Origin of the sequence: Sphingomonas jejuensis, assembly GCF_011927695.1 — a bacterium.
GTDB lineage: Bacteria > Pseudomonadota > Alphaproteobacteria > Sphingomonadales > Sphingomonadaceae > Sphingomonas_K > Sphingomonas_K jejuensis.
In genome coordinates, this window is sequence record NZ_JAATJE010000001.1 from 1482930 (window position 1) to 1496661 (window position 13732).

13 protein-coding genes are annotated in these 13732 nt (G+C 67.5%); 9 read left to right on the plus strand and 4 right to left on the minus strand.

Annotation, left to right across the window (positions count from 1 at the left end; translation table 11 throughout):
- The first annotated feature begins 45 nt into the window (after nt 1-45).
- The 3 genes from GGR88_RS07560 (at nt 46) to GGR88_RS07570 (ending at nt 2282) form a co-directional block, all read left to right on the plus strand.
- Complete coding sequence (locus GGR88_RS07560; RefSeq protein WP_167954429.1) at nt 46-306, plus strand: ATP synthase F1 subunit epsilon; 261 nt, start codon at nt 46-48, stop codon at nt 304-306.
- A gap of 40 nt (nt 307-346) precedes the next feature.
- On the plus strand, nt 347-1234 hold the full coding sequence (locus GGR88_RS07565) for a glycoside hydrolase family 16 protein (RefSeq protein ID WP_167953929.1): 888 nt from the start codon (nt 347-349) through the stop codon (nt 1232-1234).
- Nucleotides 1235-1295: 61 nt separating this feature from the next.
- Nucleotides 1296-2282: a PEPxxWA-CTERM sorting domain-containing protein gene (locus tag GGR88_RS07570; RefSeq protein ID WP_167954430.1), complete on the plus strand. Its 987-nt coding sequence runs from the start codon at nt 1296-1298 to the stop codon at nt 2280-2282.
- Nucleotides 2283-2285: 3 nt separating this feature from the next.
- On the opposite strand, the gene GGR88_RS07575 is transcribed toward GGR88_RS07570, so the two are convergent.
- A complete protein-coding gene (locus GGR88_RS07575) occupies nt 2286-3209 on the minus strand; it encodes a DMT family transporter (RefSeq protein WP_245196463.1) in 924 nt (307 codons plus the stop codon).
- Nucleotides 3210-3293: 84 nt separating this feature from the next.
- Here GGR88_RS07575 and GGR88_RS07580 point away from each other — a divergent pair, with 84 nt between their 5' ends.
- Nucleotides 3294-4796 (plus strand): TadA family conjugal transfer-associated ATPase, encoded by a 1503-nt coding sequence (locus tag GGR88_RS07580; RefSeq protein WP_167953930.1) that lies wholly within the window; start codon nt 3294-3296, stop codon nt 4794-4796.
- Nucleotides 4797-4869: 73 nt separating this feature from the next.
- Here GGR88_RS07580 and GGR88_RS07585 read toward each other — a convergent pair whose 3' ends face one another.
- A complete protein-coding gene (locus tag GGR88_RS07585; protein WP_167953931.1) occupies nt 4870-5058 on the minus strand; it encodes a hypothetical protein in 189 nt (62 codons plus the stop codon).
- Nucleotides 5059-5151: 93 nt separating this feature from the next.
- Here GGR88_RS07585 and GGR88_RS07590 point away from each other — a divergent pair, with 93 nt between their 5' ends.
- Together GGR88_RS07590 and GGR88_RS07595 are read left to right on the plus strand one after the other, a co-directional pair.
- Nucleotides 5152-5958 (plus strand): class I SAM-dependent methyltransferase, encoded by an 807-nt coding sequence (locus tag GGR88_RS07590; protein WP_167953932.1) that lies wholly within the window; start codon nt 5152-5154, stop codon nt 5956-5958.
- Between the two features lie 34 nt (nt 5959-5992).
- Nucleotides 5993-6238: a hypothetical protein gene (locus tag GGR88_RS07595; protein ID WP_167953933.1), complete on the plus strand. Its 246-nt coding sequence runs from the start codon at nt 5993-5995 to the stop codon at nt 6236-6238.
- 42 nt (nt 6239-6280) lie between these two features.
- Here GGR88_RS07595 and phaR read toward each other — a convergent pair whose 3' ends face one another.
- Entirely contained in the window at nt 6281-6865 is a 585-nt protein-coding gene (gene phaR / locus GGR88_RS07600) for a polyhydroxyalkanoate synthesis repressor PhaR (protein ID WP_167953934.1), read from the minus strand.
- Here phaR and GGR88_RS07605 point away from each other — a divergent pair.
- The 3 genes from GGR88_RS07605 (at nt 6864) to GGR88_RS07615 (ending at nt 12633) form a co-directional block, all read left to right on the plus strand.
- The gene (locus GGR88_RS07605) at nt 6864-7943 is read left to right on the plus strand and encodes an alpha/beta hydrolase (protein ID WP_167953935.1); all 1080 of its coding nucleotides are present in this window, start codon (nt 6864-6866) and stop codon (nt 7941-7943) included. The genes phaR and GGR88_RS07605 overlap by 2 nt on opposite strands.
- A gap of 21 nt (nt 7944-7964) precedes the next feature.
- Nucleotides 7965-9149 (plus strand): acetyl-CoA C-acetyltransferase, encoded by a 1185-nt coding sequence (locus GGR88_RS07610; protein ID WP_167953936.1) that lies wholly within the window; start codon nt 7965-7967, stop codon nt 9147-9149.
- A gap of 190 nt (nt 9150-9339) precedes the next feature.
- Nucleotides 9340-12633 carry a TonB-dependent receptor domain-containing protein gene (locus tag GGR88_RS07615; RefSeq protein WP_245196464.1) on the plus strand — a complete coding sequence of 1098 codons (3294 nt, stop codon included), beginning with the start codon at nt 9340-9342 and terminating at the stop codon, nt 12631-12633.
- A 65-nt stretch (nt 12634-12698) separates the two neighbouring features.
- On the opposite strand, the gene alr is transcribed toward GGR88_RS07615, so the two are convergent.
- Complete coding sequence (gene alr, locus GGR88_RS07620) at nt 12699-13724, minus strand: alanine racemase (RefSeq protein ID WP_167954433.1); 1026 nt, start codon at nt 13722-13724, stop codon at nt 12699-12701.
- Nucleotides 13725-13732: the final 8 nt, after the last annotated feature.

Consider the following 13732-nt stretch of genomic DNA (forward strand, 5'->3'; position numbering starts at 1 on the left):
GACCACCCTGCCCCTCCCGTCCGCGGGAGGGGGGAGAAGATGCAGATGCCGCTCCATTTCGAACTCGTCACGCCCGAGAAGCTCTACCGCTCGGCCGACGTCCACATGGTCGTCGTGCCGGGGTCGGAGGGCGAGTTCGGCGTGCTGGAGGGTCATGCCCCCTTCATGTCGACCGTCAAGGACGGCGACCTGTCGATCTATCCGACCGCGGGTGCCGCGCCGGAGCGCATCCGCATCGAGGGCGGCTTCGCCGAGGTCAACGAGCGCGGCCTGACCGTCTTGGCCGAGCGCGTCATCGAAGCCTGACACGGCTGGACGTCCGCTGACGCCCGGTTATGTTCGGGCGATGTTGAGAACGTTCCTTCTGGCCACCGCCCTCCTCGCCGCGCCGGCGGCGGCGCAGTCCCTCGCCGACGAAAGCGCGCGTGGCGCGATCGACGAGCCGCTGGTCCGCCCGGCCGATTACCGCGCCGTCTGGGCCGACGAGTTCGACCGGCCCGGCCTGCCCGACCCGGCCCGGTGGCGGCACGACACGTCCATGAACCGCACCGGCTGGGCCAATGCCGAGCTGCAATATTACGCCGATCGCCGGCCGGACAACGCGCGGGTCGAGGACGGCAAGCTCATCATAACCGCGCGGCGCGAGCCGACCCGGCAATTCGCCGACAGCAACGGCCAGCGCTACACCTCCGCCCGGCTGGTCACGCAGGGGCTGGCGGTCTGGCGCTATGGCTTTTTCGAGATCCGCGCGAAGCTGCCCTGCGGGCGCGGAAGCTGGCCGGCGATCTGGATGCTGGGGGACGAGGATGGCGGCCCCCGCTGGCCCGCGATCGGCGAGATCGACATCATGGAGCATGTCGGCTTCGACGAGGGGCGCGTCCACGGCACCATCCACAGCCAGGCGTTCAATCATGTCGACGGTACGCAGCGCGGCGCCAGCATCCAGGTCGCGGATGTCTGCGGCAGCTTCCACGATTATCAGCTGCACTGGACGCCGGAGGCGATCACCATCGGCGTCGACGGGCGCGGCTTCTTCCGCTTCGCCAATGACGGGCGCGGCGACAACGCCAGCTGGCCCTTCTCGCGCCCCCATTACCTGATCCTCAACATCGCGGTCGGCGGCGGATGGGGCGGGCAGCAGGGCGTGGACGACGCCGCCTTCCCCTACGCGATGGAGGTGGAGCATGTCCGCGTGTGGCAGGCCCCGGCTCCGTCTCCGTCCCCGTCCCGCTAAGGGGCAGTATCCACGCTTGCCAGCCTTTGGTTAATGGTGGTCAACTCCTCGCCTAAAAACAATGATCGAGGGGTTGACCATGAACAGCGTCCGTATCGCCGCCACGGCGGCATTCGCCTCCATTCTCTCCATCGCGGCACCGGCCGCCGCGCAGACCGCCCCGCGCGATTTCAGCACCATGTACGTGTTCGGCGACAGCCTGGTGGATGCCGGAAACGTCAAGCTGTCCACGGGCGGCGCCCAGCCGAACGAGGCGCTGGGATATTTCCAGGGCCGGTTCACCAACGGGTTCGACTATACCGACCTGGTCAGCATCTCGCTGTTTGGGCAGGCGACCCGGCCGTCGCTGGCGGGCGGCAACAACTTCGCATTTGGCGGCGCTCGCGTCGTCACCGACAATGTCGGCGGGCTCGACCTGGCGCAGCAGCTTGCCCTCTACCAGCAGCGGATCGGCGCAGGCGGCGTGGCTGACCCGAACGCGCTTTATGTCCTGAACTTCAGCGGCAACGACCTGTTCGCGCTCGCCAGCAACGACATCGGCGGGCGGACTGCCACGCAATATACCGGTCTCCTGATCAGCGGTTATGCGGGCGCGGTGCAGACGCTGAACGACCTGGGTGCGCGCAACATCCTGATCACCGGCATCCCGAACGCGGACAATCCGGCCGCGCTGGCGATCGACCAGGCGCTCAACCTGGCGCTGAACGGCCTCAGCCTCAACAGCGCGACACGGCTCGACCGATTCAGCTACATCAACTTCTTCACCACGCTGCAGACCAACCCGGCTGCCCTTGGGCTGCCGCCGCAGCAGCTTGGCGTGAACTGCATCAACTCGCCGGCCGCAGTGGCGAACGGGTGCCGGGGCATCTTCTCGTTCGACGGCGTCCATCCCACCGCGCCCATCCACGGCGCGATCGCCCAGGAGCTGCGCGCCCAGTTCGGCATCGGCGCGGTGCCGGAACCCGCCACCTGGGCGATGATGATTGCCGGGTTCGGGCTGGTGGGCGTGGCGATGCGCCGCCGGACGGCCGTTCCGACCGCCGCCTGAGCCTCAGACCGCGTCCGCCTCCTCGGGGCGGACGCGGTTGCCCGGCACCGACCGGCGCGCGCTCCACAGCCACAGGCCCGCCGTCACGATCAGCGCGGCACCCCCCAGCGTCGCAAGCGTGGGCAGGTCGCCGAACGCAACCGCGCCGATCGACAGCGCGACCAGCAGCTGAACATAGGTGGTCGGCGCGACGATGGCCGCCGATGCGCGCTCCGTCGCCATGAAGATCAGCATGTGCGCAGTGGTCGCCGTCACCGCCACGACCGCACAGCGGAGCACGACGTCCAGGCGCGGCACCGGCATCGCAAAGGCATCGGCACCGCTTGCCGCGCCCAGCGCCGCAAAGCCCAGCAGCACCGGCGTCGCCGCGCCCGCCACCAGCAGCTGCAGGACCAGCGCGGGGGCGGAGCCGGCGGCGCGCCGGTTGAGGATCATCAGCGTCGCCATGCCGGCGGCGGAGCAGCACGGCCATAGCGCGGCCGCGCCCAGGCGTGTCACCTCCGGCTGCAGGATCACCAGCACCCCGACGAAGGCGAGCGCGATGGCGCCGATCGCTGCGGTCGGCGGCCGCTCCTTCAGGAACAGCGTGGACAGGATCACCGTCAGCATCGGGCTGGTGAAGGTGATCGCGGTGGCATCCGCCAGCGGCATCCGATGCACCGACAGGAAGAAGCCGATGGTGGCCACGGCGACCGCGATCCCGCGACCGGCCTGCACCAGCGGCCGGGGGCAGACGAAACCGGCGCGGCCATGGACCAGCGCAACCGCCACGACCAGGCCGAGCGTGCCGAAGCCGTAGCGCAGCGCCGCGATCGCCGTGCCGGGCCACTCGCCCGCCATGGTCTTCACGATCGCATCCCCGACGGACAGGAGCACAAAGCCCGCCACCGCGAGCAAGATCCCCCGCCCCGCCTCACCCATGGTCATCCTCCGGCTCGCTCCATCGAAGTCGGTTAGCGGATTGTCAAAACATGATCGCTACCGCCGGTCGCAACGGGAGGCGTTATGACGATGAGTGCATTCGGACGGCGGAGCGGCGGCAACAGCGGTCAGGGCGGCGGACGGCCGACCTTCGGGGTCGCGCGCCCGATGCACGGCAGCCCCGCGCCCCGGCCCGGCGAGATCGAAGGCGGCGACCAGTTCCCGCCGATCGCACCGGCCGAGGCCGACGCCGGCGTGCCGCAGGACGCGATGGCCCGGCTGGCCAGCCGCGAGACCGCGCTGGACGCCGGCCCGAACAAGGTCGAGGGCTTCGAGGCGTCGATCCACAAGATCAAGGAACAGGTGCTGCCGCGCCTCCTGGAGCGCGTCGATCCGGAAGCCGCCGCCTCGCTCACCAAGACCGAGCTGGCGGAGGAATTCCGGCCGATCATCGGCGAGGTGCTGACCGAGCTGAAGCTGACGCTCAACCGGCGCGAGCAGTTCGCGCTCGAAAAGGTGCTGGTCGACGAGCTGCTGGGCCTCGGACCGCTCGAGGAGCTGCTCGCCGACCAGAGCATCTCCGACATCATGGTGAACGGCCCGGAACAGACCTACATCGAGCGCAAGGGCCGGCTGGAGATCGCGCCCATCCAGTTCCGCGACGAGGAGCACCTGTTCCAGATCGCGCAGCGCATCGTGAACCAAGTCGGCCGCCGCGTCGACCAGACCACCCCGCTCGCCGACGCCCGCCTGAAGGACGGCAGCCGCGTCAACGTGATCGTCCCGCCCTTGTCGCTGCGCGGCACCGCGATCTCGATTCGTAAGTTCTCGGCCAAGCCCATCACCATCGACATGATGGCCAAGGGCGGGTCGATGTCCGAACAGATGGCCACCGCGCTGAAGATCGCCGGCGCCTGCCGCTTCAACGTCGTCATCTCGGGCGGCACGGGTTCCGGCAAGACCACGATGCTGAATGCGCTGTCGAAGATGATCGATCCGGGCGAGCGCGTGCTGACCATCGAGGACGCGGCCGAGCTCCGCCTGCAGCAGCCGCACTGGCTGCCGCTGGAAACGCGGCCCGCGAACCTGGAAGGCAACGGCGCGATCACGATCCGCGATCTCGTCATCAACGCGCTGCGCATGCGCCCGGACCGCATCATCCTGGGCGAGATCCGCGGGTCGGAATGTTTCGACCTGCTCGCCGCGATGAACACGGGCCACGACGGATCGATGGCGACGCTCCACTCCAACAGCCCCCGCGAGGCGCTGGCGCGTATGGAGAACATGGTGATGATGTCCGACATCAAGGTGCCGAAGGAGGCCATCAGCCGCCAGATCGCGGATTCGGTCGACCTCATCATCCAGGTCAAGCGCCTGCGCGACGGCAGCCGCCGCGTCACCAACATCACGGAGGTGATCGGCATGGAAGGCCCGGTGATCGTCACCCAGGAGCTGTTCAAGTTCGAGTATCTGGACGAGACGGCGGACGGCAAGATCGTCGGCGAGTATCGCTCGATGGGCCTTCGCCCCTACACGCTGGAAAAGGCCAAGCAGTACGGCTTCGACCAGCCCTATCTGGAAGCCTGCCTGTAAGGTCCCCCGGCCGCCCTGCCCGGGCGGCCACCGCTTCCCTCAGCCCGCCCTTCCCGGGGCGGCACCACGGCTGTCAGCCCGCCCGCACCGCGAGCGCCGCCAGCAGGATCGCCACGAACAGGGCGGCCGCCTGCACGCCCGTCCACGGCACCATGCCGACGGCATCGACATGGGCGCGGCGGCGGCGGCGGTGATCCAGCGCCGCGGCGCCCGCTGCCATCACGGCCGCCACGCCGGCGCCGACCAGCAAATCGCTTCTCATCGGTGCGGTCCCTTGCACTCCGGCTGAAGGCCTGATTGAATCGCGCGCGCGGAACGGCGCGATCAGGCGCCCGTCGTGAAACAAGGAAGCGTCATGCGCCAGGGCTTTGCGATCATCGGGCTGATGGCCCTCTCGCCGTCGATCCTCCTGGCGCAGCCGCAGGCGCAGCAGGCCGCTCCGGCGTCGCGCACTGCGCTGGAGGCGGCGGTGAACAGCCCGACGCGAACGGCCGCGAACCGTGCCCGCGATGCCGCGCGACACCCGGCCGAAACCCTTGCCTTCTTCGGCATCCAGCCGGGCCAGACGGTGGTCGAACTGATCCCCGGCGGCGGCTGGTACACGGAGATCCTGGCGCCCTATCTGGGGCCGCAGGGCCGCCTCCTGCTGGCGCAGCCGGCGGGCCGTGGTGCCGAGGCGCTGCAGGCCAAGATCGCCGCCGACCCCGTTTACGCGCGCACCGCGCTGACCGCGATGCCGCCCACGGCAGAGCAGGTGCCGGACGGCAGCGTCGATGCCGTCATCACCTTTCGGAACATGCACAACCTCATCATGCGCGGCGACGGCGGCGAGCGGGCCGTACTTGCGCGCGCCTTTGCCATGCTGAAGCCGGGCGGCACGCTCGGCATCGTCGATCACCGTCTGCCGGAGGATCGCCCGGCCGAGCAGGAGCGGACCAGCGGCTATCTGAAGACATCCACCGTGCGCCAGGCGGCGGAAGCCGCCGGGTTCGAGTTCGTGGCCGCGTCCGAGGTGAACGCCAACAGCCGCGACACGGCCGACCATCCGAATGGCGTCTGGAGCCTGCCGCCCACCTTGCGCGGCGGCGACACCGATCGTGCGCGTTTCCAGGCGATCGGCGAAAGCGACCGCATGACGCTGAAGTTCAGAAAACCGCTGTGACCTGACGCACGTCGATCTTGGGGGGAGAACAAGGATGACTGCACCGGACCTGACGAACTGGCTCGCACCGCTCGCCGCGCTGTTCATGCCGCCGGCGGCCGAATGGCGGATGCCCGACTTCCTCGTGCAGGAAGCGCAGCCGCAGGAGCCGGCAGCTGCGGCGCCGCGGCCACGGGCGCAGCGTCCGCGGGCGAACACGCGCCCCGCCACGCCCGCGCGCCGCAACCGCTGGAGCGATGTCGCCCCCTTCACGCCGGCCAACTACACGCCCGCACACTGACGCGCGGCGCGGAACGATGACGGCCGGGTGACCCTCCGCGGGTCAGCCCAGCTTGTCGATCTTGGCCTGCAGCGCGGCCAGCTGGGCCTTCAGCGCGGCCACCTCGTCGGGCCCGCCGTCGGTGGACTTGCCGGCCTGATCGGCGGATGCGGCATCCTTGTCGGCGGACCGGCCCGTCTGCGGCGCGAAGGCGCTGGTCGCAGCCTCGAACATGGCCATGTTGCGCCGCGCAAGATCCGCGAACGGCCCGCCTGAAAACGCGCCTTTCATGGCATCGTGGAACTGCGCCTGGTTGCGGCGAAAGGCGTCCATCGACGCTTCCAGATATTGCGGCACCATCGACTGCATGTTGTCGCCGTACATGGCGATCAGCTGCCGCAGGAAGTTGACCGGGAGCATGGTTTCTCCCCGCGCTTCCTCGTCCATGATGATCTGTGTCAGGATGCTGTGCGTGATATCCTCGTCGGTCCGGGCATCCAGCACCTTGAAGTCCCGTCCGTCCCGCGTCATCGCGGCAAGATGTTCGAGCGTGATGTAGCTTGAACTCTCGGTGTTGTAGAGCCGCCGATTGGCGTATTTCTTGATGATGACGGTGTCGCCGTCATTCGAAACGCGGGACTTCGGCATGGACGGACTCTCCAACGATCTTTTCTTGGAGCTATCATCGCCGGCTGCTGCTGCGCAATATGGGCCGCGCCCGCTTCCCCTGTTCCTGCAGCTGCTGCAGCGCGAAACCGCTCCGGACCCCGATCGTCGCAGCGCAGCAATGGCGGGGCTGCGGCGCCTCCAGACGCACGCCCGCCCCGCGCCCATGGTGCCGGCGGCAACCATCGTCAGCGCCGGCGGGGCCCGGCTCCTGGATTATGGTGGTGAGGGTCATCCGGTCGTCTTCGTGCCGTCCTTGATCAATCCGGCGTCGATCCTCGATCTGTCGCCCGACGCCTCCCTGCTCCGGTGGCTTGCCGGGCGCGGCGTTCGGCCCCTGCTGGTCGACTGGGGGCAGCCGGACGATCTCGGCCTCGACCTTGCCGGCCATGTCGAACGGCGGCTGCTTCCGCTGCTCGAGGGGCTGGGCGCGGCGCCGACACTGGCGGGATATTGCCTGGGTGGCACGCTGGCCATCGCGGCGGCGGCGCTCCGGCCGGTTCGCGCGCTCGCGCTCATCGCGACGCCGTGGGACTTTGCCGGCTACGCGGATGGCGGGCGGGACAGCATCGATCGTCTGTGGTCCATCGGCCGACCGGCGGCCGAGGCGGTCGGCCGCGTTCCCATGGAACTGCTGCAGGCCGGCTTCTGGCAGCTCGACCCGGCGGCAGTGGTTGCCAAATATGCCTGGTTCGGCACCGCGCCGCCGGGGCCGACGATCGACCGCTTCGTCGCCGTGGAGGACTGGGCCAATGCCGGCGCCCCCCTCACCCTGCCGGCCGGTCGCGACCTGTTCGAACGACTGTTCGCCGGCAACGACACGGCGCGGGGACAATGGCAGGTCGGCGGTCGCCCGATCGATCCCGCGGCGATCGACGTGCCCGTCCTCAACATCCTCTCGACGGCAGACCGCATCACGCCCGCGGCGGCGGCTGCACCCGTCGGCCGGATCCTCCGCCTCGACCTTGGCCATGTCGGCATGATCGTCGGCTCCCGCGCACGGGCGGCCTTGTGGGAACCGCTTGCCGACTGGCTGTCGAGGCCCCACGTCTCCGACTGACAAGATCAACCGGAGGATCCCATGACCGAGAGCGCCCAAGACGTCGTCATCACCGCCGCCCGCCGCACCCCCGTCGGCAGCTTTCTGGGCCATTTCAGCGCCACGCCGGCGCATGAGCTCGGCCGGATCGCCATCGAGGCGGCGCTGAAGGATGCCGGCGTCGGCGGCGAGGACGTGTCGGAGGTGATCCTCGGCCAGGTGCTGACCGCCGCGCAGGGGCAGAACCCTGCCCGTCAAGCCTCGATGGCCGCGGGCGTGCCGAAGGAAGTGCCGGCGTGGAGCGTCAATCAGGTGTGCGGGTCCGGCCTGCGCGCGGTCGCGCTCGCCGCCCAGGCGATCCGCACCGGCGATGCGCGCATCGTGGTCGCGGGCGGGCAGGAGAACATGTCTATGTCCCCGCATGCGCAGAACCTGCGCGGCGGCCAGAAGATGGGGCCGCTCGATCTCGTCGACACGATGATCAAGGACGGTCTGACCGACGTGTTCAACGGCTACCACATGGGCGTGACGGCCGAGAACCTGGCCGAACAATATCAGATCACCCGCGACCAACAGGATGATTTCGCCTGCCGCAGCCAGAACAAGGCCGAGGCCGCCCGCCGCGAAGGTCGCTTCGATCGGGAGATCGCACCCGTCACCATCAAGGGCCGCAAGGGCGACACCGTCGTCGACCGGGACGAGTTCATCCGCGAAGGCGTGGCGGTCGCCAGCCTCGCCGGCCTGCGCGCCGCCTTCAAGAAGGAAGGCACGGTGACCGCGGGTAACGCTTCCGGCCTCAACGACGGTGCCGCCGCGCTGGTGGTGATGAGCCGCGAGGAAGCGGAGCGTCGCGGCGCGCCCATTCTTGCGCGCATCGCCAGCTGGGCGTCGGCCGGTGTTGATCCGTCGATCATGGGGATCGGTCCCGTTCCGTCCACCCGCCGCGCGCTCGACAAGGCGGGATGGACGATCGGCGACCTCGACCTGATCGAGGCCAACGAGGCCTTCGCCGCCCAGGCGCTCGCCGTCGGCAAGGAGCTTGGCTGGGACAGCGACCGCGTCAACGTGAACGGCGGCGCCATCTCGATCGGCCACCCGATCGGCGCGTCGGGCGCCCGCGTGCTAACGACGCTCCTTCACGAGATGAACCGCCGCGATGCGAAGAAGGGCCTGGCGACGCTGTGCATCGGCGGCGGCATGGGCATCGCGCTCTGCGTGGAGCGCTGATCTTTTCGACGAACGACATGGCGGGTCGGTCGAGCAGCTTCAGCGATCGATCTGTGTCGCTGCAGCCACAGTTGGAGTTCATTTTCCATTAATCCGCCAAGCCGGGGCGCAGCCATATTGCGCTCGCCCCGGCTTTCCCGTTTCTTGCTCCCACAGAGGTCGTGACAGACCCTAAAAGGGAGCATCTTAGATGGAATTACGTCGTCTCATGGCGAGCAGCGCGTTGCGCTCATCGCTGATCGTCGGTGTCAGCCTTGCCGCGGCGGCTCCCGCCTTTGCTCAGGGCGGTATTTCTGCCCCTGATAATTCGACGGCAATCCAGGAAACTTGCCTGCCGAACAGCACGCGTCCGGAATGTCTCACGGACACTGACAACGAGACGGGCGATGCCATCGTCATCACGGGGTCGCGCATTCGCGGCGCGAACATCGATTCTCCAGTTCCTGTCACCGCTGTCGCCGGCGAGGAGATCTTCCAGCAGGGTCAAACCAGCATCGGCGACGTCCTGAACGACCTCCCACAGCTCCGTTCGACCTTCGCGCAGCAGAACCCCGGCGCGGGCGTTGGCATCGCCGGCCTCAACCTGCTCGATCTTCGCGGTCTCGGCACGGTCCGGACGCTGGTCCTTGTCAACGGCCGTCGGCACGTTCCCGCCGACATCCTCAACAACGCGTCCTCGCCCGACGTGAACACGATCCCGACCGACCTGGTCGAGCGGATCGACGTGCTGACCGGCGGCAACTCGGCACTCTACGGCTCTGACGCAATCGCGGGCGTGGTCAACTTCGTCCTGCGCCGCGACTTCGAAGGCATTCAGGTGCGCGGCAATGTCGGCATCACCGAGGATGGCTTCGGCGGCAACCAGTATGTCTCGCTGATGTCCGGCTTCAACTTCGCCGATGGCCGCGGCAACGTCACTGCGCACGCCGAATATAGCCGTCAGGACCGCATCTACGCCTCGGATATTCCTGATTTCCAGCGCGTCGACGGTTTCGCCACCGTCGATGCCGATAGTGCCGGTCTTCCGTCCGGCTCGGATGGCTTCCCTGACGCCGTGTTCGTCCGCGACATTCGGAGTGCGACGAACCATCGCTACGGCCTGGTCGCGATTCCGCAGCTGAACGCATCCCCGCGTTGCGGCCAGGGCACGCTTGCCAACAACGGTCCGACCAACACCGCAGGTGTCGCCTACCACTGCAATTACATCTTCGACGCGAATGGCCGCCTGCAGGCGCAGACCGGGACGCGCTTCGGCACCGGCCCTGGGGGAACCTTCATCGGCGGGAATGGCCAGACCGGTCGTGAAGGCACGCAGTTGTCGATCCTGCCGTTCATTGAGCGCTACAACACCAACCTGCTCGCCCGCTTCGAGTTCGCACCCGAGCTGGAGGCGTTTCTCGAAGCCAAGTTCACCCGCATCAATTCGGTCGGCAATCAGCTCGGACCGACGTTCCTCAACAACTCGACGGGGTCGCTGGGTAACGACAACCGGATCGACCCGCGTCTCGACAACCCGTTCCTGAACGCGACCGATCGGGCGACAATTGCCAACGCGATCCTTACGTCAGGCTGCGGTTACAATCTCGGTACGGCCCTCGGCACGGTGCAGTGCCGGGCCCTGACTGCTGCTGAGCGCACGGCAGTCGCAAACGGCAGCTACCGTTTCCTGTTCGCGCGCAACCTGACCGATACCGAGGATCGCGACGAGCGGTTCCGGCGCGACACCTACCGCGTCGTGGCGGGCCTTCGTGGCACCTTCAACGAGGACTGGAGCTACGAGATCTCCGGTAACTATGGTCGGTTCGAGGAAACCGTGGACATGCGCGGCTTCGTCAATCGGCAGCGGTTCCTGCTGTCGCTCGACGCCGGCATCAACCCGGCAACCGGCCAAATCCAGTGCCGCGCCCAGTTCGACCCGACCGCCGCGCGCGGCGCCCCTGGCTATGTCAACTCGGCCGCGACCCTTGCTGCCGATATCGCCGCTTGCGTCCCCTACAATCCGTTCGGCGCGGGCAACAATCAGGCTGCGGCAGCTTATTTCCGCCTGCCGATCACCAATCGCTCCTCCATCGAGCAGGTCGACGTTCTCGGCTTCGTGTCGGGTGACCTCAGCCAGCTCTTCGAACTCCCCGGCGGCCCCATCGCTTTCGCGTTGGGTGGCGAGTACCGCCGCGAAGAGGCCAACAACAACAGTGACGTTGCGGCCGAAACCGGTATTTCGAACTCGGTCTTCCTCGGAGATGTCAGCGGCGCCGTCTTGGAGGTTAAGGAAGCATTCGGCGAAATTCGTGTGCCAATCCTTGCCGACACACCCTTCTTTGAAGAGCTTTCGATCAGCGGTGCAGGTCGTATCTCCGACTACACTGGTGCCGTTGGCACGGTTTACACCTACAATGCAGGTGTGAACTGGGCACCGTTCCGCGATATCCGCTTCCGCGGTGTCTATGGCCGGGCAGTTCGTGCGCCTAACGTGTCGGAAGCCGCGTTCCCGGCGGTGCCGAACTTCTCGAATGGTTTTGTGGATCCTTGCAACGTCAATGCGATCGGCAACAATCCCGTCCGATCGACCAACTGTCAGGCTGATCTGACGGCCGCGCAGCTCGCGAACCTCCAGCAGGCGGGCTACTCGCTTCCGGTCATCTCCGGCAGCAACGCAGATCTCGAGGAAGAGCGTTCTGACTCCTACACGGTCGGTGCCGTGTTCACGCCGACCTTCGTTCCGGGCCTTTCGCTGAGCGTCGATTACTTCGATATCACGGTGAACAACGTCATCGTGACGCTGGGTGCGCAGGCGATCGTCAATGCCTGCTATGATGCCCCTGGGTTCAACAGCCCGCTCTGCTCCGTCTTTCAGCGCAATCGTGGTACGGGTGCGGGGCCGCAGGGCGAGTTGCCGGGTCAAATCCTCGGCAACACGCTGGTCCAGGGCCCGCAAAACTTCGCGAAGCGGAAGCGTCGCGGCATCGACACGGAGCTGGTGTACCGCACCAATGTGACCAACGACGTGCGTCTCGGAACCCGCTTCCGCTACACGCACAATCTTCAGAACAGCAATTTCGAGAATCCGACCGATCCGGACTTCGAGAACCGTCTGCTTCAGGAGATTGGCGATCCGCAGGATGAATTCGTGTGGGACGTCGATGTCACGCTGAACGATGCAGTCACGCTTGGCTACCAGATGCGCTACATCGGTCCGATGTATCTGACCACTTGGGAGAGCTTCAACCCGCTCAACGGCTTGCCGCCGCTGAACGCTGATGCTTTCGATACTCAGAAGTACCCGTCGGTTCTTTACCATGACCTCCGCGCCGACTTCCGCGTCGGCGAGGTCGAGCAGACCGGTCAGAGCATCAACTTCTACGTCGGTGTGGACAACTTGACCGAGCGGCAGCCGCCGTTCGGAACCACAGCGACCGGCGCCGGTACCGCCATCTACAACATTCGCGGCCGGAGCTACTACGCAGGCTTCCGCGCTCGCTTCTAAAGCGTTCAGCGATCCAGTGGGGCGGGAGGAAACTCTCGCCCCTCTTTTTTTCCAAAGAGACTTTGTCAGCGCCAGTAGCGGGTGAAGCGTCCGTCCAGGCGCGTCAGCGCTTCATATGCCGAAACGCCGGCAGCACTCACCTCTGGCAGGTTATAATCGATCTCAATCCAGCCGCTTTCGCCGCAGTCTCCAGTGGAGACATCAACAGCGACCAGATCCATCGACACTCGACCGATCAGCGGAAAGCGCCCTCTCTCGGCCGTCCCCGCATTCGAAAACGCCCGCGCATAACCATCGGCATAGCCGATGTTGAGGATCGCCACCCGCGTGTCGCGTTCCGCCCTCCATGTCGCGTTGTAGCCGACCGTCTCGCCGGCCTTGACCGTGCGGACCTGCAGCACCTCGGCTTCGGGGAAGACCACCTGCCGGATGTGCTCTGCCGCTTCCGCGCGCGGCACCCCGCCATAGAGCGCGAGGCCCGGTCGCGTGAGATCAAAGGCGTAATCCCGCCCCAGGCAGATGCCGGCCGAATTGGCGAGGCTCATGCGCCGCGCGGACGTGCGACCCGCCAGCGCCTGGAGGCGGTCGCGCTGCAGCGGGTTCATGGGATGGTCCTCGTCGCCGCAGGCCAGGTGGCTCATCAGCGTCTCGATGGCGAGCCCGTCAAGCAGCCCGTCCCGCACCTCGTCGGGCGAGACGCCCAGCCGGTTCATCCCGGTGTCGACCATCACGTCGCACGGTCGCGCGCCGGCCGCCTCGCGCCAGCGGAGCACCTGCTCCCGGCTGTTGAGGACCGGCCGCGCCGGGTGCGCCACCGCGACCGCCATGTCCGCCGCGCGCACGCCGTGAAGCACGGACAGCGACAGCGCCTCACCCAGCGGCATCAACGCTTCGGCTTCCGCCCAGGTCGCCACGAAGAAGTCGCGGCAGCCCGCCGCCGCCAGGCGCATCACCACCTCGCGCGCGCCGAGGCCGTAGCCGTCCGCCTTCACCGCGGCGCCGCATGCCGCGGATCCGCCCATGCCCTTCAGCCAGCGCCAGTTGTGGACAAGCGCGTCGCCATCGAGACGCAGACGGAGCGGAGCGGAGATCACGACGC

Bases quoted from the DNA above. Each gene is read 5' to 3' on its own strand.
- GGR88_RS07560 (WP_167954429.1), top strand. From the start codon at position 46: ATGCCGCTCCATTTCGAACTCGTCACGCCCGAGAAGCTCTACCGCTCG.
- GGR88_RS07565 (WP_167953929.1), top strand. From the start codon at position 347: ATGTTGAGAACGTTCCTTCTGGCCACCGCCCTCCTCGCCGCGCCGGCG.
- GGR88_RS07605 (WP_167953935.1), top strand. From the start codon at position 6,864: ATGGACGGACTCTCCAACGATCTTTTCTTGGAGCTATCATCGCCGGCT.
- GGR88_RS07590 (WP_167953932.1), top strand. From the start codon at position 5,152: ATGCGCCAGGGCTTTGCGATCATCGGGCTGATGGCCCTCTCGCCGTCG.
- GGR88_RS07570 (WP_167954430.1), top strand. From the start codon at position 1,296: ATGATCGAGGGGTTGACCATGAACAGCGTCCGTATCGCCGCCACGGCG.
- phaR (WP_167953934.1), bottom strand. From the start codon at position 6,865: ATGCCGAAGTCCCGCGTTTCGAATGACGGCGACACCGTCATCATCAAG.
- GGR88_RS07580 (WP_167953930.1), top strand. From the start codon at position 3,294: ATGAGTGCATTCGGACGGCGGAGCGGCGGCAACAGCGGTCAGGGCGGC.
- GGR88_RS07595 (WP_167953933.1), top strand. From the start codon at position 5,993: ATGACTGCACCGGACCTGACGAACTGGCTCGCACCGCTCGCCGCGCTG.
- GGR88_RS07585 (WP_167953931.1), bottom strand. From the start codon at position 5,058: ATGAGAAGCGATTTGCTGGTCGGCGCCGGCGTGGCGGCCGTGATGGCA.
- GGR88_RS07575 (WP_245196463.1), bottom strand. From the start codon at position 3,209: ATGACCATGGGTGAGGCGGGGCGGGGGATCTTGCTCGCGGTGGCGGGC.
- GGR88_RS07610 (WP_167953936.1), top strand. From the start codon at position 7,965: ATGACCGAGAGCGCCCAAGACGTCGTCATCACCGCCGCCCGCCGCACC.
- GGR88_RS07615 (WP_245196464.1), top strand. From the start codon at position 9,340: ATGGAATTACGTCGTCTCATGGCGAGCAGCGCGTTGCGCTCATCGCTG.